This is a genomic window from Acidobacteriaceae bacterium (assembly GCA_028283655.1).
In the GTDB taxonomy this organism is placed as follows: Bacteria; Acidobacteriota; Terriglobia; order Terriglobales; family Acidobacteriaceae; genus Granulicella.
This window is the reverse complement of record JAPWKE010000003.1, coordinates 923,026-949,238: the sequence shown is the minus strand read 5'-3', so window position 1 is coordinate 949,238 and position 26,213 is coordinate 923,026. Positions and strand designations below refer to the sequence as shown.

Below are 26,213 nucleotides of genomic sequence, written 5' to 3'. Positions count from 1 at the left end.
CAAAGGGCGGGCCTCTGGCCTGCCCGTTGTGTTTGTGCTCAGATAACTTCTGCATGGAAAACTTCCGCCTTCGTGTCTTCCGTACTGTCGCCCGGCGTTTGAACTTTCGAGCCGCTGCGGAAGAACTGCGGCTTACGCAGCCTGCCGTTACCCAGCAGATCAAGGCTCTGGAGCAGCAGGTGGACTCTGCTCTTTTTCATCGGACGGCAGGCAAGATTACGCTGACGCCTGCGGGAGCCGCTCTGCTTCCCTTTGCGGATCAGCTTGCCGCTCTTGCCGATGAAGCGCTGGAGGCGATTGCACGGGCTAACGGCGAGTCCGCCGGGCGCTTGTCGATTGCAGCGTCGCAGACGATTGCCCAGTACCTGCTGCCACACCTGATTGCGGGCTTCAGCAAGCTGCACCCGAAGGTGGAAATTGCCACGCACTCCGGCAATACGCTGCAGGTTCTGGAAGAGCTTGTGGCGCGTCGGGCGTACGTGGCGCTAATCGAAGGCCCCGCGCTGCGGCAGGATGTTCACGTTGAGCCGTTCATGCGCGATCGGATGGTGTTGCTTGCTCCTGCGACGCACCCGTGGGCAGGCAAGACGATCAAGCCAGCACAGCTGCATGAGGCTTCGCTGCTGCTGCGTGAGCAGGGCTCCGGCTCTCGACGCGTGGTGGAGCAGGCGTTGGAGGCAGCAGGCCTGCAGGCGCGAGATCTGAAGCCGCGCATGACGTTCAACTCCACGCAGGCGCTGCTGACTGCGGTGGAAGCAGGGCTGGGTGTGGCGTTCGTGTCACAGTGGGCCGTACAAGCGCAACTCGCGCTCGGAACACTGGCCGTGGTGAAGCTGCAGGGCCTTGCGCTCGAACGCGAGTTTTCGCTGGCCTGGGTTAGCGGGCCGATGCCTTCGGGCATCGCCGGGGAGTTCTGCACGTACGTCTGCGAGCAAGGTGCAGCGTTTGATAAGCGAGTGCGGGCTAGATCGAAATCACGCCAAACTTCACCGCCAGCAGCGAAGCCGTTGCGATAACGAACCACAGCGCAATTCCCTGCAGCAGCGGGCGGACGCCGACCTCGCGCAGTGTTCGTTGGGACAGGCTGGAGCCGATCAGGAAGAGTGTTGCCGCGAGCCCGGTCTTGCCAAGGGAGTCCAACGTGCCGAAGAGGTGCGTCCAGCGTGGCAGCAGTGCGTGAAGCCCAGCCGCCGCGCAGAAGAGCGCAATGAACCACGGGATGGTCACCTTGGCTCCAGCCTTGTCCGTGCGACCGCGACGAACGACCATGGCCGTGATCAGCGAAACCGGTACGATCCACAGTGCGCGGGCGAGCTTTACGGTTGTGCCAACGGCGAGAGCCTGCGCACCGTACGCAGCTCCCGCGCCAACCACCGAGCTGGTGTCATGAATAGCCAGTGCCGCCCACAGGCCGAAGCCGTTCTGCGAAAGGTGCAACGCGTGGCCGAGCAGAGGAAACAGGATCAGCGCCGCGGAGTTCAGCACAAATACCGTGCCCATCGCCACGCTGACCTCCTCTTCCTTCGCTTCCAAGACCGGAGCCACCGCAGCGATGGCGCTTCCGCCACAGATCGCCGTTCCGACCGTAATGAGGAACGAAGCGCGCTTCTGCACGCTTAGCAAGCGACCGAAGAGCACTCCGAGCAACAGCACCAGCGAGATGCTCACCGCCGTGTAGGCAAAACCCGAACGGCCAGCATGCACGACTTCCCGCACGTTCATGCCGAAGCCCAGAAGCACCACAGAGGCCTGCAGCAGCACCTTCGAAAGCCGCGCGCTTTCTTTGCGCATGGGGTGTTCCTGCACCACCAGGCCGAAGACGAGGCCGCCCAGCAGCGCAACCGGCGGCGAAACCATGCCCGTGCCTGCAAGCATCAGCAGCAAAAGAAATACCGTTCTTACATCCAGCACTCGCGGCCTTGCCTGGCTCGTCTCTGCAATTGTCTGCGTCATTCTTGAATCTCCTCTCCAACAGCATCCTGTGGCGTGACAGGCTGCGTCCAAGTGGAAGTTCTTATTGCCGATAAGGCCTTCTACAATCGCTGCATGGAACGCGTAAACATCCCCGGCACCTCTCCGTTTGAACCCATCATTGGCTTCTCGCGAGCCGTCCGCATCGGCAACACCGTGCACGTCTCCGGCACAGGCCCTGTTGGCGCAGAAGAACTCACGCCCGCAGAGCAAACCCGAGTCGCACTCAAACTGATCGAAGCGGCTCTAACACAGGCTGGCGCTACGTTTGAGAACGTCTATCGCACCCGCATGTTCCTGGCTCGCGCAGAGGACTGGGAAGAGATCGGCCGGGCGCATGGCGAGGTCTTCGGCACCATCCGCCCGGCGTCCACCATGGTCGTCGCGGCTCTGCTCAACCCCAAGTGGCGCGTCGAAATCGAAGCCGAAGCCATCCTCCCGTAATTTGCGGCGGAGGCACATCCTCCGCCAACTCATTTATCCTTTCCCTCGTATGGCTAAGCTTTCGATCCGCGACCTCGAACTCACCGGCAAACGCGTCTTCATCCGCGTCGACTTCAACGTTCCCCTTTCCAAGGACGGTGAGATTACCGACGACACGCGTATCCGCGAAACCGTCCCCACCATCGAGTACGCGCTTCGCCGCAAGGCGAAGGTGATTCTCGCGGCGCATCTTGGCCGTCCCAAGGGCAAGCATGTGGACACGATGAGCCTGCGCCCGGTCGTCGACCGCTTGCGCTCGCTGCTCGACCACGTACTGGATGAAGACGAGAATGTAGCCTTCGCGCCCGACTGTGTCGGCGAAGTAGCCACCGAGCTTGCCAACCAGCTTGAGCCTGGCCAGACGCTGCTGCTCGAGAACCTGCGCTTCCATGCTGAAGAAGAAGCCAACGATCCGGCGTTCGCCAAGAAGCTTGCGAGCCTCTGCGACGTCTATGTGAACGACGCTTTCGGAGCTGCGCATCGCGCCCATGCTTCCACCGAAGGCATCACGCACTTCGTCAAGGAATCGGCCGCGGGCCTGCTGATGGAGAAGGAGCTGAACTACCTTGGCAAGGCCGTTGGCGAGCCCAACCGCCCGTTTGTCGCCATCATCGGCGGAGCAAAGGTTTCGGACAAGATCCAGGTCATCAACTCCATGCTGGACAAGGTGGACTCGCTGCTGATCGGCGGGGCGATGGCGTACACGTTCCTGAATGCCCAGGGCCAGACGACCGGCAAGTCGCTGGTAGAAGCCGACAAGTTCGAGATCGCTCTGGCGGCTCTGAAGAAGGCCGAAGAACGCGGCGTGAAGTTTCTGCTGCCGGTCGACCACATGCTGGCCGACAAGTTCGGCGCCGATGCGAAGACCGAAGTTTTCTCCGGCACAGCTCCCTTCCCCGCCGAAATGATGGCGCTCGACATCGGACCGGAGACGATCAAGCTCTTCGCAGCGGAAGTTGCGGACGCGGCGACCGTCGTCTGGAACGGCCCCATGGGCGTTGCGGAGTTGGCTCCGTTTGCCAAGGGAACCAACGCAATGGCGAAGGCATTGGCGAAGAACGAAGACGCAATCACCATCGTCGGCGGTGGTGACTCCGTTGCAGCCATCCACAACTCAGGCATGGCGGAGAAAATTTCGCACATCTCGACCGGCGGCGGTGCAAGCCTCGAGTTCCTCGAAGGCAAAACACTGCCCGGAGTAGCAGCCCTTTCGGACAAGTAAAAACTGTTATCGATCACACAATCGGTCCCATCAGGAACGATTACCGGCACATTGCTCTTGTCAGCCATGGCCTCCGCACCGTAATCTCCTCAAACCATTGAGGCCAACCAGGAGATCTTGAACGACATGCGCAAGCCCATCATTGCCGGCAACTGGAAGATGTACAAAACGCCGAAGGAATCGTTGGCTTTCCTCGACGCTTTTCTTCCGCTGGTCGAAGGACACACGCGCGACGAGATTCTTCTCTGCCCCACGATGAGTTCGCTCGCGTTCGTGATCGAAGCCGCAGAAGGCACAAACGTTCGTGCTGGTGCGCAAAACATGCACTGGCTGAACGAAGGCCCGTACACCGGACAGACCTCGCCGACAATGCTGGTTTCGATCGGCTGCCGTCATGTGCTGCTGGGACACTCCGAGCAGCGCCTGTATTTCAACGAGACGTACGAACGCGTCAACCTGAAGCTAAAGGCCGCGATCAACCACGGCATTACGCCGATCGTCTGCGTGGGGGAGCTGCTGGCTGAGCGCGAAGACGGCAAGACGGAAGAGACGCTGCGGACGCAGGTTCGTGCGGCGTTGCGAAACATTTCGTCGTCGGAAGCGCGTCGCCTTGTGATTGCTTACGAGCCGATCTGGGCGATTGGAACAGGCTCGACGGCATCGCCGGAGATCGCAGCTGCAGCCCACACCATCATTCGCCACGAGCTTTCGCATTGCTGCGGTGAGCAGACGGCACAGAATACGCGCATCCTCTACGGCGGTTCGGTAAAGCCGGAGAACATCGGCGATCTGATGCGGCAGGATGGCATCGACGGCGCACTGGTCGGCGGCGCTTCGCTGGTTCCGACGACCTTCGCCAATATCGTGCAGTACTAGAGGGTAGAACTTGCGCGACGCAGCGCAACCCTTTCATCAGAAAGAAGACGGCCGCCTGATCAGGCGGCCGTCTTCTTTGCGTCTCTACACTCTACGGTCTACGCCTCTACGACCTGCTTTACCGAACGACACCTGCCTGATCGACTGGCCAGTAGACGAATGCCGCGCGACCGTAGATGAGATCGTTGGGGACTGGACCGAAGTCGCGGCTGTCGCTGGAGATGGAACGGTGGTCGCCCATGACGAAGTACGTTCCAGCAGGAATGGTCATCTCAGGCTGCGAGCGGTCATCCTCAAAACGCACAGGGACATAAGGCTCCTTCAGAGCCTTGCCGTTCACAATGACCTGTCCATGGTCGATCAGCAACTGGTCGCCAGGCAGTGCGATCACACGCTTGATGTAGCTCTTCGTCTGATCGTTGGGGTAGCGGAAGACGACGACATCGCCGCGGACGATGTGATCGCCGATCATGCCGCCGAGGCGCGTGTAAGCGAACTTGTTGATGAAGAGCCGGTCCTGGTCCTGGAGCATGGGCAGCATGCTCGTGCCCTCTACCCGTACGGGCTGATACAGCACCAGAATCACGAAGACAGCGATGCAGACGGCCAACACGTCCCACATCCACGAACGCACTTTCGGTTCGGGCTTCCGGGAATGACACTCGCAGGACTTAGCCTCAGGTGTCATCAGATCGGGCGCTTCCGTCGATTCGTTTTTGGGTTCTATTTCCAGGCTCATTGCCACTCACGTTGCGATGGTCAGCGTGTGGATTTCACGCCCCATCTTTAGGTTAGACGAAAGAAGATGGCTTTGGAGTACCAGCCAGTAAACGTTTGAGCACAAAGGCGCATCTTCAAACAGAGACGCTGTGAGCCAAAGTGAAAGTCTTTGCGCTAGAATGGTGCAACCCCGAAAGCTTATGGCAACTTCGCCCATGTCATCACCGTCCCCCGCCGAAAAGTCGAACGTCACACCTCAGACTGACCTGCAGGGTCTAACGACGGAAAAACTCAACGACGCCTCCGCCGGACTCGATATGAAGTCTGCGATCGATATCGCCCGGATTATCAACGCCGAAGATGCCAAGATCGCCGCCGCGGTGAAAAAGGCGCTGCCTGAGATTGCCATGGTGATCGACACGGTTGCGCGCTCGCTGCGCGATGGTGGACGCCTGATCTATGTTGGTGCAGGCTCTTCGGGACGAATCTCCGCTCTCGACGCCTCCGAATGCCCGCCGACGTTCTCTACCGTGCCACAGCAGGTGCAATATATTATGGCCGGTGGCCCCAAGGCGCTTGCATCGGCCTCCGATGTGAACGAGGATTCGCCGGAGCTGGGTCAGCGCGACATCGCTCGCCGTCGCCCCACGCGCAAGGACATCGTCATCGGAGTTTCGGCTTCGGGACGTACGCCCTACGTCGTTGGCGCAACCGAGTACGCTCGCGCACGCGGAGCAAAAACAGCAGCCATTACCTGCAATCCGAACAGCGATCTCTCGCAGGTGGCGGACATCACGATCTGCGCCGAGGTCGGCCCAGAGGTTATCTCGGGATCGACACGCATGAAGGCATCTTCCGCGCAGAAGATGATCCTAAACATGATTACGACCGGCGCGATGACGCGGCTGGGCTATGTGTACGACAACCTGATGGTGAACGTACACATGAAGAACGCCAAGCTGGTCGAGCGTGGGATCGGCGTTCTGATGCGTCTGTGTGGCATCGATCGCGACACGGCCATCCGCACTATCAAGAGCGCAGGCAAGTCAATTCCGATTGCTGTCGTCATGCTGAAGGCCAACGTCGACAAGATGGAAGCCGTGCGACGCCTGCAGAAGTCCGACGGCAACGTGCGTCTCGCCATCGAAGACTCCCGCCTCGAACTCTAAGCCGTGGATCACGCTCACAATCTGCGCATCATTCGCCGCTGGATTGCAATTTTCATTACAGGGCTTGTTCTCAGTGGAGTGACCGCTTTTCCGCTTGTGCATGAGTCTGCGCTGCTAATTCGCATGGCAGTTTTTTTGCATTTCCCCGCAATGCTGCCGCAGGTCTACGCGTGGCTCAATCGAATCGCAGAGGCTCTCGCGGATACGAGTGCGCGATATCCGTTTCTGGCCTATGGCACCGACTGGCTTGCGTTTGGGCATCTAGTGATCGCCGTGGCTTTCGTCGGGCCGTACCGAGATCCAGTGCGTAATCGCTGGATCATCGACATGGGGCTGATCGCTTGCGTGGGGGTCTTCGCACTTGCTCTCCTTGCTGGTCCGGTTCGAGAGATTCCGCTCTACTGGCGACTGGTCGACTGCAGCTTCGGCTTCTTCGGAGCCATCCCGCTGTTGCTTGTTCGGCGACGTATTGATCGACTTGAGCAGGCCACAACCAGCACCTCCGTCGTAAGCTAATCCCATGCCCCCCGCGCCGCGAGCAACCTCAGCAGGTAAAGCCGTCTGGCTGGTTTACGTCTTTGCCTTTGCGACGTGCGTGCTCTGGATTCTTCCGCTCCTCAGCCCTCATAGCGTGCTCTTCCCCGGCGGGCCAAACTTTGAAGATATCGTCGTTTATAAGGGACGCTTCACACTCTTCCATACGGCAAAGTTCTTCAAGTCGCATGCCTACTCGGCGTTTGCGTATCCGGCGGGCTGCGCACCAATTTACGAGCTCTTCTACAAAACCTCGCACCCTATAGCGGCCTATCTTTTCGCCAGCACAGTCATCACGGCAGGAGCCGTTGCCGTGCTGTGGTGGATGCTGCGCCGAGCTAATCTCACGCAGCTCTTTTTATGGCTGATTCCCTTCTGTTTTCCGCTTGTCTTCCTCATCCAGCGCGCAAACATTGAGCTGATTCTGTGGATGACCACCGCGCTTGGCCTGCTTGCTTATGCTCGTGGCTGGCGCTACGCCGCCGCGATCCTGATCGGTATCACGGCAGCGATGAAGCTCTACCCGGTCTTCCTGCTCGGCCTCTTTCTGCGCCGCAAGGAGGACCTGCCGCCGTTTTTCACCGGCCTCGTCGCCGCGATCGCCACCATGTGCGGAGCCATCTACTGGGCCGGCCCGGACTTCTTTACCGCAGCACGAGGTTTTACCGCCGGGGTAAGTCAATTCCAGGGACATTATGCCCAGACGGTGCGATCGGCAGAGATCAACTTCGATCACTGTCTTTTTTCTCCAGTCAAATACCTCAGCATCGAACACCACTTCTCGCTCCATGCCTGGATGCTCGTCTACTACGTGGTGACCGGGACGCTGGCCCTGCTGCTTTTCCTGCGCGTTCGGACGATGCCGTTCTTGAATCGCGCTGTTTTCCTCACGGTTGCGATGGTCTCGCTGCCACCGGTCAGCTACAACTACACGCTTGTACACCTTTATCTGCCTGCAGCATTTCTGATCTGCGCGATTGTGCCACATACGCGACCGCCAGCCAGCGCATTGCTTGCGCTAGCCTGCCTGCTGTTCCTATTTCTTCCGCTGGTTGCGATCTCTGCCGTACAACCAATCGCAGCAGGGCCCATGCAAAGCTTCGCCCTGCTTCTTCTGCTTCCGCTCTGCGCAGTTTCATCATGGGAACCACGATCTGCATCCTACCGCTAGACAGGTGTAACCTGCGACGATATTCCCGTAGTCTAAGAAAGTAGAAGAAACCGGCCCCGGCCCCTGACCAGATGCATTGCGCATCAAGGAAACCCTTTCGATTCAATGCTCAACGGACAGCGCATTACTGTAGTACTTCCGGCCTATAACGCTGCTTTGACCCTCGAACGAACGGTCTCTGAGATCCCCACGGGTATCGTCGACGATGTCATTCTTACTGACGACGCTAGCCGGGACACGACCGCAGAGGTTGCACGCCGACTAGGTATCCACACCGTCGTGCATGAAAAGAACCTCGGTTACGGTGGCAATCAAAAGACTTGCTACCGCTCTGCACTGGAGAGAGGGGCAGATGTAGTGGTGATGGTTCACCCAGACTACCAATACACGCCGAAGCTGATCCCCGCGCTGGCATCGATGATTGCGTATGGAGAGTTCGACTGCGCGATCGCGTCGAGAATTCTCGGCAAAGGCGCACTGGTGGGCGGCATGCCCCTGTACAAGTACATATCCAACCGGGCACTTACGTTCAGCGAAAATATTTTGCTCGGCCAGAAGCTTTCGGAGTACCACACGGGCTATCGTGCATGGAGCCGCCGGGTGCTGGAGAAGCTCCCGCTGGATCGCTGCTCGAATGACTTTGTCTTCGACAACCAGATGATTGCCCAGGCAGTCTGGTACGGCTTCAGCATCGGCGAGGTATCCTGCCCGACGAAGTACTTTCCTGAAGCTTCGTCAATCAACTTTCGACGCAGCGTCACCTATGGTCTGGGCGTGATGCGCACGGGCCTTCAATACAGGATGAAGAAAATGGGGCTTGCAAAGCCTGAGATCTTCGAACCTTCGAGCAGGCAGTAAAACGGCACCAGCCATGGAGCTTTCACGCTGATCTCCCTCCAAACACAATCTGTACAGCGCGAACGTCGTATTCGGCTGTGGCTGGTGCTTCCGTTTTACCTAGTCTTTCTCGCCAGCCTGATTCATCACGAGGTTTGGCGCGATGAGATTAACGCCTGGGCGATTTCTTATATCAGTCAAAGCCTTCCAGAGGTGCTGCACCGCGTCCATTACGAGGCACACCCAGCGTTCTGGTACGTGCTTCTGTGGCTGGCCTCGCGGCTCTCTATCTCTCTGGCGATGTTCAAGTTTGTCGTCGCAATCATCGGTACGGGAATCTACTTTTTGCTGGCGTGGGCAGCACTCCCGCTGCGCCGCTTGGAACTTTTGCTCGTTCTCTGCAGCTTCTACCTTACCTTTGAATTCACGGTCATGTGCCGCATGTATAACCTCGAACTGCTCTTCGCGCTGGCTTATGCGTGGGGTAGAACTCGTCGTCCGCAGGCCATGCTTTGGAACACCCTGTGGCTGGGGTTGATGGCGAACGTCGACATTACTGGTGCAATCCTGGCAGCAGGCCTGCTGATCGAATATGGGCTAACGCTGCTTTTCCCAACTGATCCACGGGAGCCCCGCTTCAGCCGTGCAGCCGTGGTAAAAACGCTTGGAGCACTCGGCGTCTTCGTCCTGTTTTTTGCAACGTCTGTGCTGAGTCTGTGGCCAGCGAAAGACATCGGTTGGAGCACAACAGGCAAGATGTTCAGCGGTTTTACCGACCCGAGCCACATCCTGCAGGCTTGCTTGAAATGGGCCTCTATGCCGTGGATGCCGCTGCCTATCAACTGCATTTCATCCTGGGACTTCACGAGCTGGCCGTACTTGTTCCTGCTGCCTGTCTGCGTGTTGCTGCTATACCTGTCACTCCGCGACCACTGGCAGCAAGGTATCGCAATGCTGTCGATTCTGCTGACCGGGATTCTCTTCAGCAACATTGTGAGTGTAGCTGGAGTGCGTCACGTGGGCGTGGTCTACCTGGGCTATATCGTGCTGCTCTGGATTCTGCGCAGCGCGAAAGTACGCGTCTCGTTCGCATCATACCTTCTGCTCACAGTCCCCGTGGTACCGGGCCTCATTGCCTATATCGACCAGTGGTCCTGGCCATACACAGACACACAGGCCGCGGCAGCGTGGATCATGCAGAACCATTTAGAAAACGTCCCACTGTTTGGCACTCCTGACTCCAACGTAGTGGGAGTTCCGGAGCGGTTGCATCGCAGCTTTTACCAACTGGAGTGCCAATGCAGAGAGCGGATTATGGTCTTCCGAGCAAGCCGCGATAGCTTCATCCCAGAACGAGACATGGTGCCACGTCTGGCTGCAGGATTCCAGAAAGCCCATATTCCGCAGGGTCTCTTCCTGATCACGCACCGGCTCATGCCCTACGATCTGCAGGATTTGGGCGCCCGAGGGGTTCATGCGGACAGCATCGCCCACTTTGACTCCGGCTTCATTAACGACGAGTACATCTATATTTACCTTCTGAAACCGCAGACGCCCGTCCCAGAGGGACAACCAGACCGTCACTAAAGTACATGAAAATCTGCACCAACTTGAGCATCCCTTTCCTCGTTACTCTTCCGTAAACTCTGGAGTATGGACAAGTTCGTCATCCGCGGCGGCAACCCGCTTCTCGGCACCATCAAAGTCTCCGGCGCAAAGAACTCCGCGCTACCCTGCATGGCTGCGGCCATCCTTACTGAAGACGAAGTCGTCCTCGAAAACATCCCGCAGGTCCGCGACATCGAGACCGAGCGCAAGCTCCTCGAAAGCATGGGTGCGGAGGTTGAACTCGGTTACGGGCGCGCGCAGCATCGCACCACCATCAAGTGCGCCGTGCTCTCTGACCCTGTCGCCAAGTACGAGATCGTAAAAACCATGCGCGCCTCGTCGCTGGTGCTCGGGCCACTGGTCGCTCGAACCGGCATGGCTCGCGTAGCAATGCCCGGCGGATGCGCTATCGGTGGCCGCCCCATCGACCTGCACATCAAGGGACTGGAAGCGATGGGCGCGAAGATCACGCAGGAACACGGCTACCTCGAAGCCCGTACCGACCGCCTGAAGGGCGCGCACATTGTCTTCGACAAGATCACAGTGACGGGCACCGAAGATTTGCTGATGGCGGCTGTGCTCGCTGACGGCGAGTCGCTCTTCGAGAACTGCGCACGCGAGCCCGAAGTAACCGATCTGGCTGCAATGCTGAACGGCATGGGCGCGCAGATCGAAGGCGCTGGCACGTCCACCATGCGCATCAAGGGCGTGAGCAAGCTGCATGGTGTTCGTCATCGCATCAACCCGGACCGCATCGAGGCAGGCACGTTCCTGATCGCAGGCGCGATCACGGGTGGCGATCTGAACGTTGATTGCTGCAACCCGGAGCATCTTGGCTCCCTGCTGAGCAAGCTGGAGCAGTGCGGCGTGAAGCTGGAAGTCGGCGTAGACAATGTACGCGTTCACTCCGGCGGCAGGCTGACCGCAACCGACATTACAACGGAAGAGTATCCCGGCTTCCCGACCGATATGCAGGCGCAGTTCATGGCCCTGCTGACCCAGTGCGAAGGCACGTCGATCGTGACGGAGAATATCTTCGAGAACCGCTTCATGCATGTCTCGGAACTGAACCGCATGGGTGCGAATATCTCCGTGAGCGGACGTACGGCAACGGTTCGCGGTGGAACGAAGCTCCAGTCCGCAGCCGTCATGTGCTCGGACCTGCGAGCCTCTGCCGCGCTAGTACTGGGCGCTCTGGTGGCGGAAGGTGAGTCGATCCTCGACCGCGTGTACCACATGGATCGTGGCTATGAGCGCATGGAAGAAAAGCTCCGCGGCGTAGGCGCACAGGTTCGTCGCATGGGTGAAGTCTTCGGGAAGAAGTAGCTTTGGCCGTTGCAAAGTGGCTTAGCGCCAAACCACTTTGCAACGCATCCCGCGCTACGATAGAAGGCAATGAACACCTCGCTGCTATTCCAGGACCCCACTGAGTTTTCCTCGCCTCTCCTCGCTGTTTTTGCGGTCGATATCGCGACGGCAAAAGGTGAAGCGCCATCTCCAGCACTGCTTACGACCTCCGACGCGTTGGCCAAGGCCGCCTCACGCTGGTTGATGGAAGGCGAGTTCAAAGCCGGTTTGGGCGAGACGCTTCTGCTCCATGCACCGGATGATGTCAAAGCGGAGCGTCTTCTTGTCGTTGGTCTGGGCAAGGCCAAGTCGTTGACGATCCATGAGCTTCGCAAAGCTGCCGGCACTGCTGTACGATTTGTCAGACCACGCGGTGTTCGTAGTCTGGCGATTGCGTTTCCGGAAGACCGGGCACTTGCCGACGAACCATCCAATTCTCTTGCGCCAGAACTCGCAGCGCGAGCGATCGCCGAAGGCGCTCTGGTCGCAGACTTCGAGATCGACAGCTATCGCTCGGACCGCAAAGACCAGAGCCTCGAGAGTTTGACGCTTCTGAGCCATAGCGCGGAGAAACGTGATCGTGGCGCTATCCAGTTAGGCTTTGATACAGGCCTGGTCGTAGGGGAATCGCAAAACTTTGCGCGCGCACTGATCAATGAGCCCGGCAACGTACTGACTCCGACAGAATTGGGCAAGCGCGCTGCGGGTATGGCTGCGGAAACGGGACTTTCCTGCGAAGTCTACTCCACCGACAAGCTGCTGGAGCTGGGCATGGGAGCCTTTCATGCTGTCGCCAAGGGCTCGTATGAGGCGCCGGCTTTGATTGTGCTGCGTTATGAGCCGAAAGCCGCCCTTCCTGCCGATGCGCCGACGATCGGACTCGTCGGCAAAGGCATCACCTTCGACACCGGCGGTATCTCCATCAAGCCTGCCGATGGCATGGACAAGATGAAGTACGACATGGCCGGTGCGGCTGCGATGCTTGGAGCCATGCGCGCCATCGCGCTGCTGAAGCCTGCGGTACGCGTGCTCTCGGTAATCTGCTCCTGCGAGAACATGCCCTCAGGCCGTGCGTACAGGCCCGGCGATGTGTTGACCGCAATGAGCGGAACAACCATCGAAGTATTGAACACCGATGCCGAAGGCCGCCTTGTGCTCGCCGATGGCCTGCACTATGCGAAGACGCTAGGCGCGACGCACCTGATCAACGCCGCGACCCTTACCGGAGCCATTGGCGTCGCGCTTGGCCAGCTCAACGGCGGCCTCTTCACCAATGACGAAGAGGCGACCGCTCACTTCTTCTCCGGTTTCAATATCGCTGGTGAGAAGTTCTGGCAGATGCCCTGCACCGACGACTACCGCGACCAGATCAAGAGCTCGATTGCCGACATTATGAACACCGGCGGCTCACGCTACGGCGGCTCCATCTCGGCGGCAATGTTCCTGAAAGAGTTCGTCGGCGAGACGCCGTGGATTCATCTCGATATCGCCAATATGGCATGGATAGACAACGACAAGCCGTGGCAGTCCAAGGGGCCAAGCGGCATCGGTGTTCGTTCGATTCTTGAGTGGGTTCGCAGCTACGAGAGCTAAGCGTTACGGAAATACGGGGCGCTCTGGCTCAGTGGCAGGGCGCTCTACCGGACCGGAGCGGAAGTCCGTTACAAGCGGCTGGCGGTTGCCACCGTCGCCGAAGACTGCAAGGCAGTAACGCTGCAACTTTTCACGGGTATTGCGATCGAGCGGAACGTTGAGGCCGGAGTCCAGCGAGCGACCGTACGAGGCCCGCACATCAATGCCTGCGGTGCGGTACATCCCGCGCGGCACGTCCGGCACCGAGAAGCGGAAGTGGTAAAGCTTCGGATCAGCCGCATCGCGAACGCCTACGCCACCACCGCCGAAGCTCGTACGGTCGAGTCCAGGCATGCTGGCGAAGCTGTAGTGCGGATGCTTCCCCATGCCCATACGCAGGTTTGTGAAGATCACCCTGGCGTCCTGCACGTTATCGATTCGAAGCGTGAAGTGAACGATGTCGCCGTAGTGCACACTCTGGCAAGTGCCTTCGCGAGCCGTATCCATATCGCGGAGCACTGCCTGCTGAGGCCAGCCGGGCATGTTGACCGGGCGATTGGCTGCAGGCATGTTATTCAGCGGCGGCGGAGCAGCCTGCTGCGCGCCCGCCACAACGGGGCACAACGCAAACAACAACAGCGCGGCGCGTTCGAAGCTGGTCACGGCTCAGGGTTCTCCCAACGAGAAAGGCTCAGGGTCAACTACAACCTGAGCCTAGACTTCCCGTCTGGCTGTGCATAGAACCAGCCTGATTCGTAACCTTTTTGATGCCTCTACATCGCACTGGGGACACGGATGCCCAGCCATGCCAGCAACTGCACCAGTGTGCGTCGTGCAACGGCTGCCGTTGCCAGCAACACGGTGCGCTTGGTGGCATCCGTTTCATTCAGGATGTGGTGGCGATGGTAGAAGTTGCTGAAGCCCTGCGCCAGCACAAATGCAAAGCGAGCCAGCACTGCGGGTTCAGCCTGCGCGATACCCTGCTCCAGCACCTGCGAGAGCCGCGAGCACAGCAGCCACATCTCCCAAACGCTGTCCTCCGCCATCACGGCAGAGACATCGAGCGTAGCGAACTCAGCGAGCACCGCATCTTCCGTCACACCCGCCTTGCGGAAGATGTTGGCCGCGCGCACCGCAGCGTACTGCGCGTACGGTCCGGTCTCGCCTTCGAAGCTAAGCGCCTCGCGGAAGTCGAACGCGATCAGCGTATTTCGCGTGAAGCGCAGCATGAAGAAGCGCAAAGCTCCTACGCCGATAGCGTCAGCAATCTCTGCACGCTCCTCTTCGCTCAACTCAGGATGCCGTGCATCCACCTCCGCACGAGCTGCTGCAATCATGCGGTCGATAAGATCGTCAGCCTTTACGCCGAAGCCCTTACGTCCGCTGACTTCGAGGTACTGCTTCGCCTTGTCCTCATCGCTCAGGGTGTAGCCAAGCTCTTCAGCCGTGCGCGGAGTTAACGCCACGAACGCGTAGTTCAAATGCGTGTAACGCTCTGCTTCCGAGGTGTAGCCCAGCGCACGCAAAGCTTCCTTCACCTGTGCCTGCGGATCGTCCTGGCGCGAGTCGATCACGTTGTAGATCGCGTCCGCGTGGCCAAAACTTGGGTGCGGATCTTCCCCCTGCGTCGTCGAAACCCAGCAGGTATGCGTGGCGTACTCACGGAACTTCGCATAGCCAAAGTCCAGGCCGAGCAAGCCAAACTTCCAGAGGTGGTACGCGATGTCCTTGCCAACGTAGGTTACCGTTCCGTTGGAGCGAATGAGGATCTTCGCATCTTCATCCACTTCCCCTGCGGCGAGCGGCGCAGCGCCTGCGCGACGCATCACCCATGCCCCGGCGTTCTTGCCCACGGTCTCAAGATAGAGCACGCCCTTCTCGACCATCAGCTTGCGGGCGTACTCCCAGAAGTGCAGATGGAGAATCTCGCTTTCGCGCGGCAGAAAGTCATACTCGATACCCAGCCGCTCCATCGTTTCAAGATGACGGCGCAGCACGCCAGTCGCGATGATCTCTGCGATGGTGGCGATATCGTTGCCGCCCGCTTCGATCGCGTGCAGCGTGTCCAAACGCAGCTTCTTACGCGCCGGAGCCAGCTCAGGGTCGGAGTCATACCACTGCGAAACGTGCGCATAGAGATCCCAGCACGCGTAGTCGAGACGAACGTTCGTCTCCAGCAGTTCTGTCATCCACTCGCGAACACCATCGAGCGTCTTGCCTTCGAGGTGCGTTACAGCAACGACGATATCGGCAACCTGCACGCCGGTGTTGTCGATGTAGTTCTGCACGCCTGTAGCAAAGCCCGGCTTCCATCCATCTGGCTTCACCATGCGCGCAAACGTGTCGCCAAGGATCGCGTTCCGTAGATGCCCGACGTGCGCCGCCTTGTTCGGGTTAATGCTGGTGTGCTCGATCAGGCGGAAGCCCGCGCCGCCAACGCTCGCATGTTCGCCCGCAGCCATGCGCTGCGCCGTCGCGGCGCGGTCAAGCTTCACGTTCAGGTAACCGGCGCCAGCAATCTCTACGCTCGCCACACCGGGAATACCAGCAAGCAGCGGCTGCAACTCCTGCGCGATCATGCGCGGAGCCTTCTTCAAACGCTTGGCGAGTTCAAAGGCGATAGGCAGAGCCATCTCACCGAACTCCAGTTTCGGCGGCAGCTCCACTACGAGCGGTGGCAGCTCAATGTCATACTGCTCCGCCAACAGTGCCTGAATCTTCGCTTGAATTCCCTGCTGCAAAATCCGATACATAACTCTTACGTCCTCGAATACTTCTTATCGCACGAACATCTGCACTTTCGCAGCGCTGTACTCCGCGTTCGTTGCTGCGCTACAGCTCTGTCGCTGTCGGCAACGCTTCTACTTCTTCCAGCAACGGCTTGCGCAGCGCCCGATGAGCGCGGTGTGCGAAGAATATCGCGCCACCCACCCCTGTAAGCGCCAGCAGCAGCCAAACGTGAATCAGTAGGCCATACGTCGCGGCCCACTCCTTGCTTGCGCCGTGCCGAACCAGGGCATCCTGGCAAGCCAGTTCGAACGGGCCAATACCGCCCGGCGAGCTTGGGATAAGGAACGACAGATTCGCTTCCGCCACAGCCTGCCACGGGCCAACCCAATCCGTAACCAGCCCAATCATCTTCGCGGCCGAAGCGTACATCACGCCTTCGCAACCCCATGCGATAAAGCTGTAAACGATCAGCATCAGCGTGCCAAGGATGCCAATCTTTTCAATGCATTCAATCGCAAGGCCAAGATAGTGTTCAATCTTTGCCACGATTCCATTCTGCGTCTTTGCAGAAAGCTTTTGTATAGGCCCCTGCAGCTGCTTGGCGCCAAAAATCAGCACAAACAAGCCAGCCGTCGAGATCGCAACGCACAACTCAGCCACCAGTTTCGCGTGCGGCGAGACCCCCTTGCCGAAATGCATGGTGAACATCACCAGCACGGCCAGCGTAAAGACGTCGAGCAGCTTTTCGAGAATGACTGTCGACAGCACCGAGGTAGGCGGCACACCAAGGTCCCCGGCGTAAGTAAACACGCGCATGATGTCGCCGATACGCAGCGGAAGAATATTATTCGCTGCCAACGAAGTCATCAATACACGAGCGCACGTGGAGAACTTCGCGCCCATCGGACGCAGCATCATCCACCAGCGGAAGCAGCGCATCGTGTAGCCCGCCGCGGTAAAAAACAGCACCGCTACAACCCATACCCAGGACGTTACGTGGATGGAGCGAAAGACCTGCGGATTAAAGCCGCGTGTGCCATCCGGGTGTATCCGGATATAGGTCCACCAGATGAAAAACGCACTCACTGCAAACCCGGGAACGACTTTCAGCAAGCTCTTTGCGCGATCAGGCATCATGCGCAGCCCCCGGTCATGGCAACACTCTGGATCAACAAAACAGGCATCTTCATCTGTGCTTCCATTGTACCCGCGAGCCTCTTGTGGGGAACGCGCTCAGGCCTCCCCTGCGATACTCACGAGAGGAGTTCCGCCCTGAGCACCAGTCGAAAAATCGCCATACTGACGCCTCTCGTACTCTTTGTCCACGGCTTTCATCCGCTCGCGGAAGACGGCGGCCTGTACGTTGCTGGCATCAAGTGGCTGCTGCACCCGGGCCTCTTCCCGCATGACTCCGCCTTCGTCACCGAGCACCTGCGCTTTTCGCTCTTCGCGCCGTTCGTGGCAGGCATCGTTCGTACCCTGCACATCCCACTGTTGTGGGCGCTCTTCGGCCTCTATCTGCTGACCACCGCGCTGACGCTCTACGCCACACATGAGATTCTTCGCCGCTGCGGGTTCACTCCCATCGCACAGCTATATGGCACGGCTATGCTGGCAGCCTGGTGGGCGATCCCCGTCGCGGGAACGTCGCTCATGCTCATGGATCCGTACCTTACAGGACGCAGCTTCTCCACACCGCTAGGGCTGCTGGCTGTCGGCTGGTCGCTAGAACGAACACACCGAGCTTGGATACTCTCCCTTGCCGCCATCTTGCTCGCGGCAGCCTTCCATCCCCTTATGGCCGTGTACGCGCTGGGTCTGGTACTCAGTATCCGCATCGTGCAAACCGGGCGACCGTGGTGGGGTTGGGCCGCTCTGCTGGGTAGCAGCGCTATAGCCGCGTTGCTGCTGCAACTCCACGCACAGCCAGCAACGCCCGCGCTACGACTGGCAGTCTACTCCCGCTACTACTGGTTCCTCTCTCAGTGGCAGTGGTTTGAGCTGCTCGGCCTTCTGGGGCCCCTTGTGGTTCTCGGCCTGTTGCTACGCAAGCAAAGCGAGCCCGTAAGTGAACTTCTTCGCGGCACGATTGCGCTTGACCTCATCGCGATCCTCATCACCGTGTGCTTCGCGCATGAGCGCTACAGCAGCTTTCCTGTAGCGATGTTCCAGCCGCTGCGGGTCTTCCTGCTCACCTATGCGTTGATGCTCGCACTCCTCGGCTCACGACTCGCGAATATAGCCGAGAGGCAGCAGCGGTTGTGGCCTGTGGTCTTCCTGCTCTGCTGCATGGCTGGCGCGCACCAGATCGCACGCGCGACCTTTCCCTCGTCCAGCCAGGTAGAGTGGCCGTGGCATGAAGCAGCTACCCCGAACCCATGGGTACAGGCCTTTCTCTGGGCCCGCCATAACACCGCACCAGACACACTCTTCGCACTCGACGCCAAGTACGTGAATACCGACGGCGAAGATGCGCAGACCTTCCGCGCCATCGCCGAGCGCAGCACCCTCGCAGACTTCTCCAAGGACGGCGGAGAGGCCGCGATCACCCCCGCACTTGCCGACCGCTGGCTGCGTGAATCTGCAGCGCAGAAGAACCTCAGCAAGCTCGACGAGGCGACCCGCACCGCACGGCTCGCCCCGTTTCCTGTCACCTGGATGGTGCTTCACGCCGAAGCCGCGACCGACGAGCCATGCCCTTACCGCAACCTCGTCGTCAAGGTGTGCCGCCTGCACCGCTAGTCGGGCTACAGCAGCAAACGCACGAGTTCAGATCTCCGGTAAATCCACAAAAGCAAAAGGCCGGAGGGATCTCCGGCCCTTCATGATCAGCACAATGTCATCCTACGGAATGCGAAGCGGACGGAAGCCTTCGACCGGGAACAGCCCCGTCGGATACTCCACCGTCTGCACCTGCGGCTTGAACGTAAACCGCGCAAACGCACCGCCAGAAACGTAGTTGTAGTTGTTCGTATTGTTCGCGCTCATGAAGCCGCCGATGTACCAGTGTTCGTTCACATGGTACGAAACCTGGGCATCCAGCCCGTAGTTCGCACCCGTGTTCGAGTTCACCGTCAGGCCACTACCAGCCACCGTCGGCACCTGCGACTGTGCGGCCGCGTCCAACGGGAAGTAGAGCTGGCTATCTTCCTGGAACGTCTGCAGGCCGATCGCACCATTGATCGTGTAATGCAGATTTTCCTTCCAATGCCCACTCCAGGTGATCGGTACTGCAGCAAGGAAGTAAGCATTCGGGCTGAAGTAGCCGCCAAGCCCGTACGTGTAGCCGCGCTCGTTATAGTCGAAGTGCTCGCCAAAGATCGTCCCGCCAATGTTCAGTGAACCGTACTCCGCCCAGTTTGCCACGCGGAAGTAAGCACCCATTGTGCCGTCATACTTGCGGTTGGTCAGCACATGGTAGCCCGTCAACTGAGCCCCCTCACCTTGCACGTAGAGGCCAGACTTCGCATCCCCGGCGTCGAAGCGAATACCGCCGCCTGTTCCGACCACACCACCCCAGATATCGCCATTGGAGTTTGGGTTCGGATCGCGCATGCCGGCATAGGAGAGCATCGTCTCCTTGATCGAATCGCGTCCACCATAGAACGTGAAGTGCCAGTTGCCCGGCTTCCAGCTCGCCCGGCCAATCATGTTCGAAACCGGGAAGCCATACGGAGAGTAGCCCAGCGCGGCATTGAAGGTCGCCGTTGAGAACTGCACCTCTCCACCAACGCCCGAAGCAAACTGCTGCACCGTCGAAGGCGTCTGGCTGTCATAAAGTGTTCCCAGAATCGGCTTGCCGACCGGGTCCGCAGACTGTACGAGTACGCCAGTGTTAAGGAAAACGGCCTTCGGTACGAACGAGAGCCGAGCCGCTTTACCCAACGCAAAAGAAACTTCAAAGGGTGCTGCAAGCCCTGTGAGGCGATCAATACCAGCGGTGCCGGAGCGATACCAGGCGTACGCGCTTCCACCCATCCAGCTTGAGTAGCTGGCTTCAATCAACGCAAGATCCAACTGCGTCTGCTGACGCTCCGTCAGCGGCTGTTTCGGGTTAGCCGAAACACGAGGATCGAAGTAGCCACGCAGCGGCGGAACGTTCTGCTGACGCAGGTCGTCGTCCGTAGGAGCCTGCGGCAGAGGATAGGTCGACTGCGTCTCTGGCGTTCCTTCGTTCTGCAATGGCTGCGGGTAGACCGGATACGCCATGGGGGATGTTTGCTGAACCGGGGGCAAGGTCTGAGGCGTAGTCGCCGTGCGCGAAGAGCGCGTGGAGCGGCGGCGTGTGCCACTGCTCGTTGTTCCCCGAGTACGCGGCTGCGGGTACTGCTGCCCGGGCGTTGGCTGCTGCGAGTAGCCTACCCCTTGCTGACCGTCTATGGAGCTCGACGACCCCTGAGAGGAGAAGTTGCTGAAGGTATTCCTGTCAGAAGACTGGCCAGCCTGAGGCTTCGGTTGTGAAATCTGGTTGCCCTGCGGCGCTGCAGCATTGAACTGCGCGTTCTTGATCAGTCCCGTGGAGGAATCATTATCTGTCGTGTAGTTTTCGCTCGGCGGATGGCTCACACCTTGTAGCAGCAGAGGCGATTGAGCCTGATTCGCACGAATCGCAGCCGCGCGCTGCCGAGCTGCTGCCGATGTCATCCGCGAAGTACGCGGTGTAGTTGCAGACTGCGCCGTAATAGGCGGGGCCAGACGGATCGTTCGGTCCGGCGAGTGCGACACATAACTCGACGGCGAGTCTGAAGGAACGTAAACCGGCGGTGGAACATAATGCGGCTGCGACGATGCGCCTGTTCCCTCGTTGCGACGCGCCGTCCCGGTCCAGTTGTGCGACCGAAGACGAATCGGGTGAGTCGCAGGCTTAGACTGCTGCGGAACGCCAAGGTTCGCAAAAGGGTTTGTGTACGTGGAGCTCTTCTGGCTGTTGTCCTGCTGTCCGCTGCTCTCCACCACCGAAACCGGTACGTACTGCACGAGAGGTGTGCCGTCTGCTGCTGTCACCTGTTGCATGATCGCGCTGGCCGTGACCATCGTGGGCGTTGAGCTTGCAGCCATACCGTCGGTAAACCGAACAGTACTGTCTTCTTGTCGGCCGCCTGTGGGCTTAACGACAGCAAGCGTTTGCGGGCGGTCCTGAAACACTGTGGCGACCAACTCGGCTTCGCCCTTCGCATCAGGGAGCGGCTCGCCTGGGATAAAGAGAGGATAAGAGCGTCCCGCAGAAGGCTTTAGATGAAGCACCGAAACCTGAGCTTCCTGCCTTACCTGTCCAGGAAGTGCACGCTCAACAAGGCTTGACTGAGGAACGTAGTCGCCCAGCGTTGAGCGGCGCTTCAACGGCTTCACAGGAGCCGGGACAGACACTCCACCTGAGCCGTCATACGACGAACCACCATAGTAGGTCGGCGAAGAGGCGGGCGCGCTCTGCGTTGACGGGACATAAGACTCAGCTGCTGGTGATGCCGGGGTGGTGTAGCTATAACCACCGGTCTGGCTCTGATAGCTCGGCTGAACAATCGTCGTCGTTGAGGGGTAGCTGTATCCGCTGGCTGCGGAGTTGGGAACCGCAGTCTCGTAGCGCTTGGAAGGACGCGATGCGCCCGACGTATACGAACGCGACGGAACCTGATTCACAATGACCGGGGCCTGTGCACCCATGTTGCCGTAGCCTGGCAGATAAGGACGGTCCTCAACCACGGTGGCTCGACTGCTCACAGGAGCATCCGGCTGCGAAAGCAAAGCGGCCAGATCCTGCGGAGCCTCCTGACTTGGCAGTCGTGTCGGTGCCGGAGCATGCGACAGCGCTTCAGCAAGCTGCTCCCCTGGATCGGGGCCCGGCATGGCCGTCAGCGATGCGCGATAGTAATCCGCAGCGCGGCCCGCGTTGCCGCGGGCCGTTTCAAACTTTGCAGCCAACCCCAGTAGTTGCGCGTCTCTCGGGTACTGGTCCAGGCCAAATCTAAGCCAAAGCTCCGCGTCCTTCAAATCGTTGCCAGAGAGTGCTGCTCCAACTGCGGCGCGGTAATCCGCGGCATCTCCGGTGGAAAGATCCTGTGCCCTAAAGATTTGAATGGCCTCCTTGGGGAGGCCGGCGGCTGCGTAACCCGAACCAAGTGCTTTTAGCACCCCGGGATTATTGGGAAAGGCTCTGGCCGCCGCATTCAGCAAAGCAATTGCACGTTTTGGGTTTCTCGCAGCGAGCGCCTGTTGCGAACGCCTGACCGCCCAACTCGCCCAAAGCGTCTGCACCTGACGGCGCTGCGCATCCGTGAGATCACGGCGACCACCAAGCATCATCAACTGTTTGAAGAGCGCTGGGTCGTTGCCAATATTGAACAACAACCAGGACGCCTGGATATCCATCGCCGAGGGTGTGGTCATCCCCATCTGCTTGTAATGAGCCTGCGCACGATTCAGGAAACGCATCGCATCCTGCGGATGGCCGAGCGCCGCGTAGATATTGCCCACCGTCTGCAGATAGTCGGGGTCAGCTTCTAGCTGGCGGCGCATCTCCGGCGACATCTGCTGAATCTCAGCCAATGCTTCCTGATCGTGCCCCGTTGCATGCAGCGAATTCAGCAAACCCTTCCACGCATCTGGTCGGTCTGGATTGTTGGTCAGAATCTGCTCAAAGAGCGGGAACGCTTTTTCCGTATTGTTGTGCTTGAGGTACAGGTTGGCGAGCGTAACCTGAGCTGCAACGAAAGGCTTCTGGCCATTCTGCTGCTGCGCTGTCAGGAACTGCTCCAGCACGTTTTGCGCAAGATCGTCATGTCCCTGGCTGATGTAGATAGAAGCCACGGACGTCGCAAAGCCAGGCTCCTGCATCGCAGCCTGGTAGTTCGTCGGCGGCATCTGCTGCAGTTGCGCGTACGCATCGACGTCATTGCCCATTCCATGATCAGCTTGCACCAGGCCGACCCAGGCGGTCGTATTATTCGAGTCTGCGGCAAGCACTTCACGGTAAAGCGCCGAAGCCTGCTCCTGCCGACCTGCAGCGGAAAGCAATGCGGCATACTGCATCTGCACGTCAGCCCGAAGGCCGCGAGCATCCGTTGGGAACGGGAGCGAGAGAGCTGTCTGCAAAATGCGCTGCGCTTCAAGATCGTGATTCGTCGCCGAGTAAACGGAAGCCAGCGTGCGCAGATAATCCGGATCGCGCATCAGACGTGCGTGAATGCCGCTTGGCATCCGGCGATCAACTCCCAGCGCCAGATCAAACTGGTTTGCCGAGGAGTACGCCATGAAGAGGCCCTTCCAACCCTGAGGATCGGAACCATGAAGACGTGTATACGTCTGGTAGATCGAAATCGCGGGTTCCGGTTGCTCGGCCTTGAGCAGGGTTCCGCCCAGCCCCTGCAGCGCGGACGCATCGTTCGGACGCATCGCCAGCGCAGATTGAAACTGAGACACGGCCGTCGGAAGATCATCTTCGGCAAGTGCACCGGAAGCCTCGCGTAGCGTGTAGTAGAAGCGCGAATCCGCAAGCGCCTTCTCGAGCCCGGCGCTGTGGTCCCCTGCCGACTCCGCCTGCGTGAAGTACGAGATGGCACCACCGAAGTTGGCCTGGTTCATACGAATGTAGCCAAGCCCGGCCAGTGCCTTCTCGTTGTTCGGATCGCGTTCGAGCACGGCCTGGAAGCGCTGCTCTGCTTCCGAGTATCGCTTCGAGTTCAGCGCAGCGTAAGCGCCCTGCATCTCGCGCCCCTGCTCCGCCTGTGCCGCAAGAGCAGCCTTCTGCTCCGGCGTCATCGCCCTGACAGATGCCTGCTGGCGACGGCGAGCGGCCATAGCCTGATCGTCCTGTGCCAGTGCGTTCGAAAGCGAAGCATCAGGATGCTGCTGAACAAAACGACGAATCTCTGTAGCGTTTGCTGGATTGGACTGGTCCCACGAAAGAGCCTGACGCAACGACTCGGACGCATCTGCATCGTTCGGATAGCGCGAGAGCAGCTTGCGGCCTTCGGCACGCGTGCGCGGGTTGTACGTAAGAATTTTGCCCAGCGCGATCGCGTAACGTGGGTCGTCCGGATACTTGTCGACCAGGGCACGAAGCCCAGCGACGGCCTGAGGGCGCGTATCTTCAGTGGCAGCTTCTGTCTGGTAATAACTAAGGGCTGCATCACCCGGGGGCGGCTGATTGCCATACACCTGCTTGAGGATCGCCATCGCGCGGGAGTACTGTCCCTGCTGCGAAAGCTCACCAGCCTGCTTCAGCAGAACATTCGTATCCCTGGCGGTGCCCATGTTCTCGACACGAGCAATATTCGGATCGCTGGGATTGATGGAGCGCAGTTGCGCAAGATACTGATTCGCTTCATCGATCTTGCCCTGCGACTTTGCCGCGCGCGCCATACCGGCTAAGGCCTCGGTGTTGTTCGGATCAGCAAGCAGGACCTGAGCCCACGTCTGCTTGGCCATATCCATACGTCCGCGGAGTTCCAGAGCATGGGCTTTGCTGAGAAGCTGCGTCGTCGGTGACTCCTGCGCAAAAGCAAGAGGGCTCACTGACGCTACCGTCAGCGCACATAGCAAAAGCCCCGTAGCTCTCCAATGCATCCGCAAACCTGTTCTCATTGCCTCTCGTCTAACGCCGGCGTTGTTGTAATCCTGGTGCAAACAGTACTGTCTGGTCGAATCCCTAATCAGCGAGTTTCTGTGAGATTACCTTGTTTCTCATGCTTTCGTCCCGTTTTTTTCTCAACCGTGCAGGAATCAGCTTCGCTACACCGCTTTGCGCCTCTATTCAGGCCGTATTTCCACAATAAGACTATGATTTCCACTTCACGCGCAACTCCCCGTTCGCCTCAAAACGGAACCGGCCTTCTACCGATCCTAGAGCAAACAGAGCAAGGTTTTGGTCGTAATACATGCCGTCATGACCATACAATCCACTGCCCGCATCAAGCGTCGCGGCCAGTCGTGTCATTTGTGCCTTTTCGGCATCTTTTCGGTTCAGAGCGTGAAGATAGGGTATCACCGCGGCGGAGAAGCCCGGGGGCGCTGCAGGGTTCAGAATCTGCCCCTCCGGCCCGACCTGCAACGGCGGCGTGACCGCTCCGTTCGACAGATACGTCGCCATCCCACGCAGGCTCGCCATCAGCTGCGCAACATGCGGGGTGTGCGGATCCGCAAGCCCGGCCCAGAGGTACACACGGATCGCATCATAACTTCCGACCGGTACGGGAGCCTGCTGCCCTGCCTGTAGAGCGGCCACCACGTTAGGTGGTGCCGAGGGAGCAACCCCGATGTCCTGTCCCACCAGCATCCAGTCCATCGCAAAGCCGCCCGACGTACGAACGACATCCGGCATGGAAGCCAGCACCTGTCCCCACGGCCCCATCGGGTCGCGGTGCGAGAAGTAAATCAGCAGTGAAGGAGGTAGGTAGCTAGGGTTGACGTACCAGTTCGTCGGCGCAGGATGGAAGCCCTGCCCACCCGGAATCATAAAAGAGCCGGTCGAGGCCGTCGTCACGATCTCTTCGTGGGCCACCCGGCTGGCCAGTGTAGCGCCCAGCTTGGAGTAACGATCCACATGCCAAAGCCGCCCCGCCTCGCAAAGCGTGTATGCCATCCAAAGATCAGCGTCCGAAGCGGAGTTGCTATCCAGCACATGCCAGCTTCCATCGCTGGCTTTGCCCCAACTCCATGCCGGTAGATGCTGCGTCAGGTCTCCACTCGCGAGATTACTCTCCGTCCACACCAGGAGCTTATCGAAGCGATTGCGGTCATTCGCCACCAGCGCAAAAAACATGGCATAGGCTTCGCCTTCCGAAGTCGTCCGGTCGACAGCGCTGTGGTCAATCACGCGGCCCTGAGCATCCAGAAATTTGCTGGAGTAGCTATCCCACAACGGCCAGGGCTTCTGCGCACGGCAGCCTGTAGCCAGAAGGGTCGACGCCATGACCAATGTAGACGTCAGTCGTGCAGCCAACGTACGAGGAGAGAAACGCAACAGCCCCATGAGAAA

19 protein-coding genes are annotated in these 26,213 nt (G+C 59.3%); 12 read left to right on the top strand and 7 right to left on the bottom strand.

Annotation, left to right across the window (positions count from 1 at the left end; all coding sequences use genetic code 11):
- Nucleotides 1-53 precede the first annotated feature (53 nt).
- Nucleotides 54-1,016 carry a LysR family transcriptional regulator gene (locus PW792_06740; protein MDE1161629.1) on the top strand — a complete coding sequence of 321 codons (963 nt, stop codon included), beginning with the start codon at nt 54-56 and terminating at the stop codon, nt 1,014-1,016.
- Here PW792_06740 and PW792_06735 read toward each other — a convergent pair.
- Nucleotides 964-1,953: a putative sulfate exporter family transporter gene (locus tag PW792_06735; protein ID MDE1161628.1), complete on the bottom strand. Its 990-nt coding sequence runs from the start codon at nt 1,951-1,953 to the stop codon at nt 964-966. The two genes, PW792_06740 and PW792_06735, sit on opposite strands and share 53 nt — an antisense overlap.
- 51 nt (nt 1,954-2,004) lie before the next feature.
- Here PW792_06735 and PW792_06730 point away from each other — a divergent pair, with 51 nt between their 5' ends.
- From PW792_06730 to tpiA, 3 genes are all read left to right on the top strand, one after another.
- Nucleotides 2,005-2,415, top strand: a complete 411-nt coding sequence (locus tag PW792_06730; protein MDE1161627.1) for a RidA family protein — start codon at nt 2,005-2,007, stop codon at nt 2,413-2,415.
- A gap of 49 nt (nt 2,416-2,464) precedes the next feature.
- A complete protein-coding gene (locus PW792_06725; GenBank protein ID MDE1161626.1) occupies nt 2,465-3,676 on the top strand; it encodes a phosphoglycerate kinase in 1,212 nt (403 codons plus the stop codon).
- Between the two features lie 126 nt (nt 3,677-3,802).
- Complete coding sequence (tpiA, locus tag PW792_06720; protein MDE1161625.1) at nt 3,803-4,552, top strand: triose-phosphate isomerase; 750 nt, start codon at nt 3,803-3,805, stop codon at nt 4,550-4,552.
- A gap of 118 nt (nt 4,553-4,670) precedes the next feature.
- On the opposite strand, the gene lepB is transcribed toward tpiA, so the two are convergent.
- Nucleotides 4,671-5,240, bottom strand: coding sequence for a signal peptidase I (lepB, locus tag PW792_06715; protein MDE1161624.1), 570 nt, complete (start codon nt 5,238-5,240; stop codon nt 4,671-4,673).
- 247 nt (nt 5,241-5,487) lie between these two features.
- Here lepB and murQ point away from each other — a divergent pair, with 247 nt between their 5' ends.
- The 7 genes from murQ to PW792_06680 all read left to right on the top strand — a co-directional run bounded on the left by murQ (nt 5,488) and on the right by PW792_06680 (nt 13,531).
- Nucleotides 5,488-6,441 carry an N-acetylmuramic acid 6-phosphate etherase gene (gene murQ / locus PW792_06710; protein MDE1161623.1) on the top strand — a complete coding sequence of 318 codons (954 nt, stop codon included), beginning with the start codon at nt 5,488-5,490 and terminating at the stop codon, nt 6,439-6,441.
- Between the two features lie 123 nt (nt 6,442-6,564).
- On the top strand, nt 6,565-6,957 hold the full coding sequence (locus PW792_06705; GenBank protein ID MDE1161622.1) for a hypothetical protein: 393 nt from the start codon (nt 6,565-6,567) through the stop codon (nt 6,955-6,957).
- Between the two features lie 4 nt (nt 6,958-6,961).
- Nucleotides 6,962-8,146 (top strand): glycosyltransferase family 87 protein, encoded by a 1,185-nt coding sequence (locus PW792_06700; GenBank protein MDE1161621.1) that lies wholly within the window; start codon nt 6,962-6,964, stop codon nt 8,144-8,146.
- A gap of 105 nt (nt 8,147-8,251) precedes the next feature.
- Nucleotides 8,252-9,004, top strand: a complete 753-nt coding sequence (locus PW792_06695) for a glycosyltransferase family 2 protein (GenBank protein MDE1161620.1) — start codon at nt 8,252-8,254, stop codon at nt 9,002-9,004.
- A gap of 84 nt (nt 9,005-9,088) precedes the next feature.
- Nucleotides 9,089-10,570 carry a hypothetical protein gene (locus PW792_06690; GenBank protein MDE1161619.1) on the top strand — a complete coding sequence of 494 codons (1,482 nt, stop codon included), beginning with the start codon at nt 9,089-9,091 and terminating at the stop codon, nt 10,568-10,570.
- 66 nt (nt 10,571-10,636) lie between these two features.
- Nucleotides 10,637-11,917, top strand: coding sequence for a UDP-N-acetylglucosamine 1-carboxyvinyltransferase (murA, locus tag PW792_06685; GenBank protein MDE1161618.1), 1,281 nt, complete (start codon nt 10,637-10,639; stop codon nt 11,915-11,917).
- 69 nt (nt 11,918-11,986) lie between these two features.
- On the top strand, nt 11,987-13,531 hold the full coding sequence (locus PW792_06680; protein MDE1161617.1) for a leucyl aminopeptidase: 1,545 nt from the start codon (nt 11,987-11,989) through the stop codon (nt 13,529-13,531).
- Nucleotides 13,532-13,534: 3 nt separating this feature from the next.
- Here PW792_06680 and PW792_06675 read toward each other — a convergent pair whose 3' ends face one another.
- The 3 genes from PW792_06675 to PW792_06665 form a co-directional block, all read right to left on the bottom strand.
- Complete coding sequence (locus PW792_06675; protein MDE1161616.1) at nt 13,535-14,173, bottom strand: hypothetical protein; 639 nt, start codon at nt 14,171-14,173, stop codon at nt 13,535-13,537.
- 110 nt (nt 14,174-14,283) lie between these two features.
- On the bottom strand, nt 14,284-16,263 hold the full coding sequence (gene argS, locus PW792_06670; protein ID MDE1161615.1) for an arginine--tRNA ligase: 1,980 nt from the start codon (nt 16,261-16,263) through the stop codon (nt 14,284-14,286).
- Between the two features lie 79 nt (nt 16,264-16,342).
- The gene (locus PW792_06665) at nt 16,343-17,377 is read right to left on the bottom strand and encodes a lysylphosphatidylglycerol synthase transmembrane domain-containing protein (protein MDE1161614.1); all 1,035 of its coding nucleotides are present in this window, start codon (nt 17,375-17,377) and stop codon (nt 16,343-16,345) included.
- 15 nt (nt 17,378-17,392) lie between these two features.
- Between PW792_06665 and PW792_06660 the strand changes: the two genes are divergently transcribed.
- Nucleotides 17,393-18,982, top strand: a complete 1,590-nt coding sequence (locus tag PW792_06660; protein MDE1161613.1) for a hypothetical protein — start codon at nt 17,393-17,395, stop codon at nt 18,980-18,982.
- Between the two features lie 102 nt (nt 18,983-19,084).
- Here the strand turns inward: PW792_06660 and PW792_06655 are convergent, their stop codons facing one another.
- Together PW792_06655 and bcsZ are read right to left on the bottom strand one after the other, a co-directional pair.
- Nucleotides 19,085-24,751, bottom strand: coding sequence for a cellulose synthase subunit BcsC-related outer membrane protein (locus PW792_06655; GenBank protein ID MDE1161612.1), 5,667 nt, complete (start codon nt 24,749-24,751; stop codon nt 19,085-19,087).
- Between the two features lie 262 nt (nt 24,752-25,013).
- Nucleotides 25,014-26,207 (bottom strand): cellulose synthase complex periplasmic endoglucanase BcsZ, encoded by a 1,194-nt coding sequence (bcsZ, locus tag PW792_06650; GenBank protein MDE1161611.1) that lies wholly within the window; start codon nt 26,205-26,207, stop codon nt 25,014-25,016.
- Between the last annotated feature and the right edge of the window lie 6 nt (nt 26,208-26,213).

Excerpts from the sequence above, each read along its gene's own strand:
- PW792_06740 (MDE1161629.1), top strand. The coding sequence starts at position 54 with ATGGAAAACTTCCGCCTTCGTGTCTTCCGTACTGTCGCCCGGCGTTTG.
- PW792_06735 (MDE1161628.1), bottom strand. The coding sequence starts at position 1,953 with ATGACGCAGACAATTGCAGAGACGAGCCAGGCAAGGCCGCGAGTGCTG.
- PW792_06725 (MDE1161626.1), top strand. The coding sequence starts at position 2,465 with ATGGCTAAGCTTTCGATCCGCGACCTCGAACTCACCGGCAAACGCGTC.
- tpiA (MDE1161625.1), top strand. The coding sequence starts at position 3,803 with ATGCGCAAGCCCATCATTGCCGGCAACTGGAAGATGTACAAAACGCCG.
- lepB (MDE1161624.1), bottom strand. The coding sequence starts at position 5,240 with ATGACACCTGAGGCTAAGTCCTGCGAGTGTCATTCCCGGAAGCCCGAA.
- murQ (MDE1161623.1), top strand. The coding sequence starts at position 5,488 with ATGTCATCACCGTCCCCCGCCGAAAAGTCGAACGTCACACCTCAGACT.
- PW792_06705 (MDE1161622.1), top strand. The coding sequence starts at position 6,565 with ATGGCAGTTTTTTTGCATTTCCCCGCAATGCTGCCGCAGGTCTACGCG.
- PW792_06700 (MDE1161621.1), top strand. The coding sequence starts at position 6,962 with ATGCCCCCCGCGCCGCGAGCAACCTCAGCAGGTAAAGCCGTCTGGCTG.
- PW792_06695 (MDE1161620.1), top strand. The coding sequence starts at position 8,252 with ATGCTCAACGGACAGCGCATTACTGTAGTACTTCCGGCCTATAACGCT.
- murA (MDE1161618.1), top strand. The coding sequence starts at position 10,637 with ATGGACAAGTTCGTCATCCGCGGCGGCAACCCGCTTCTCGGCACCATC.
- PW792_06680 (MDE1161617.1), top strand. The coding sequence starts at position 11,987 with ATGAACACCTCGCTGCTATTCCAGGACCCCACTGAGTTTTCCTCGCCT.
- argS (MDE1161615.1), bottom strand. The coding sequence starts at position 16,263 with ATGTATCGGATTTTGCAGCAGGGAATTCAAGCGAAGATTCAGGCACTG.
- PW792_06665 (MDE1161614.1), bottom strand. The coding sequence starts at position 17,377 with ATGATGCCTGATCGCGCAAAGAGCTTGCTGAAAGTCGTTCCCGGGTTT.
- PW792_06660 (MDE1161613.1), top strand. The coding sequence starts at position 17,393 with ATGGCAACACTCTGGATCAACAAAACAGGCATCTTCATCTGTGCTTCC.
- bcsZ (MDE1161611.1), bottom strand. The coding sequence starts at position 26,207 with ATGGGGCTGTTGCGTTTCTCTCCTCGTACGTTGGCTGCACGACTGACG.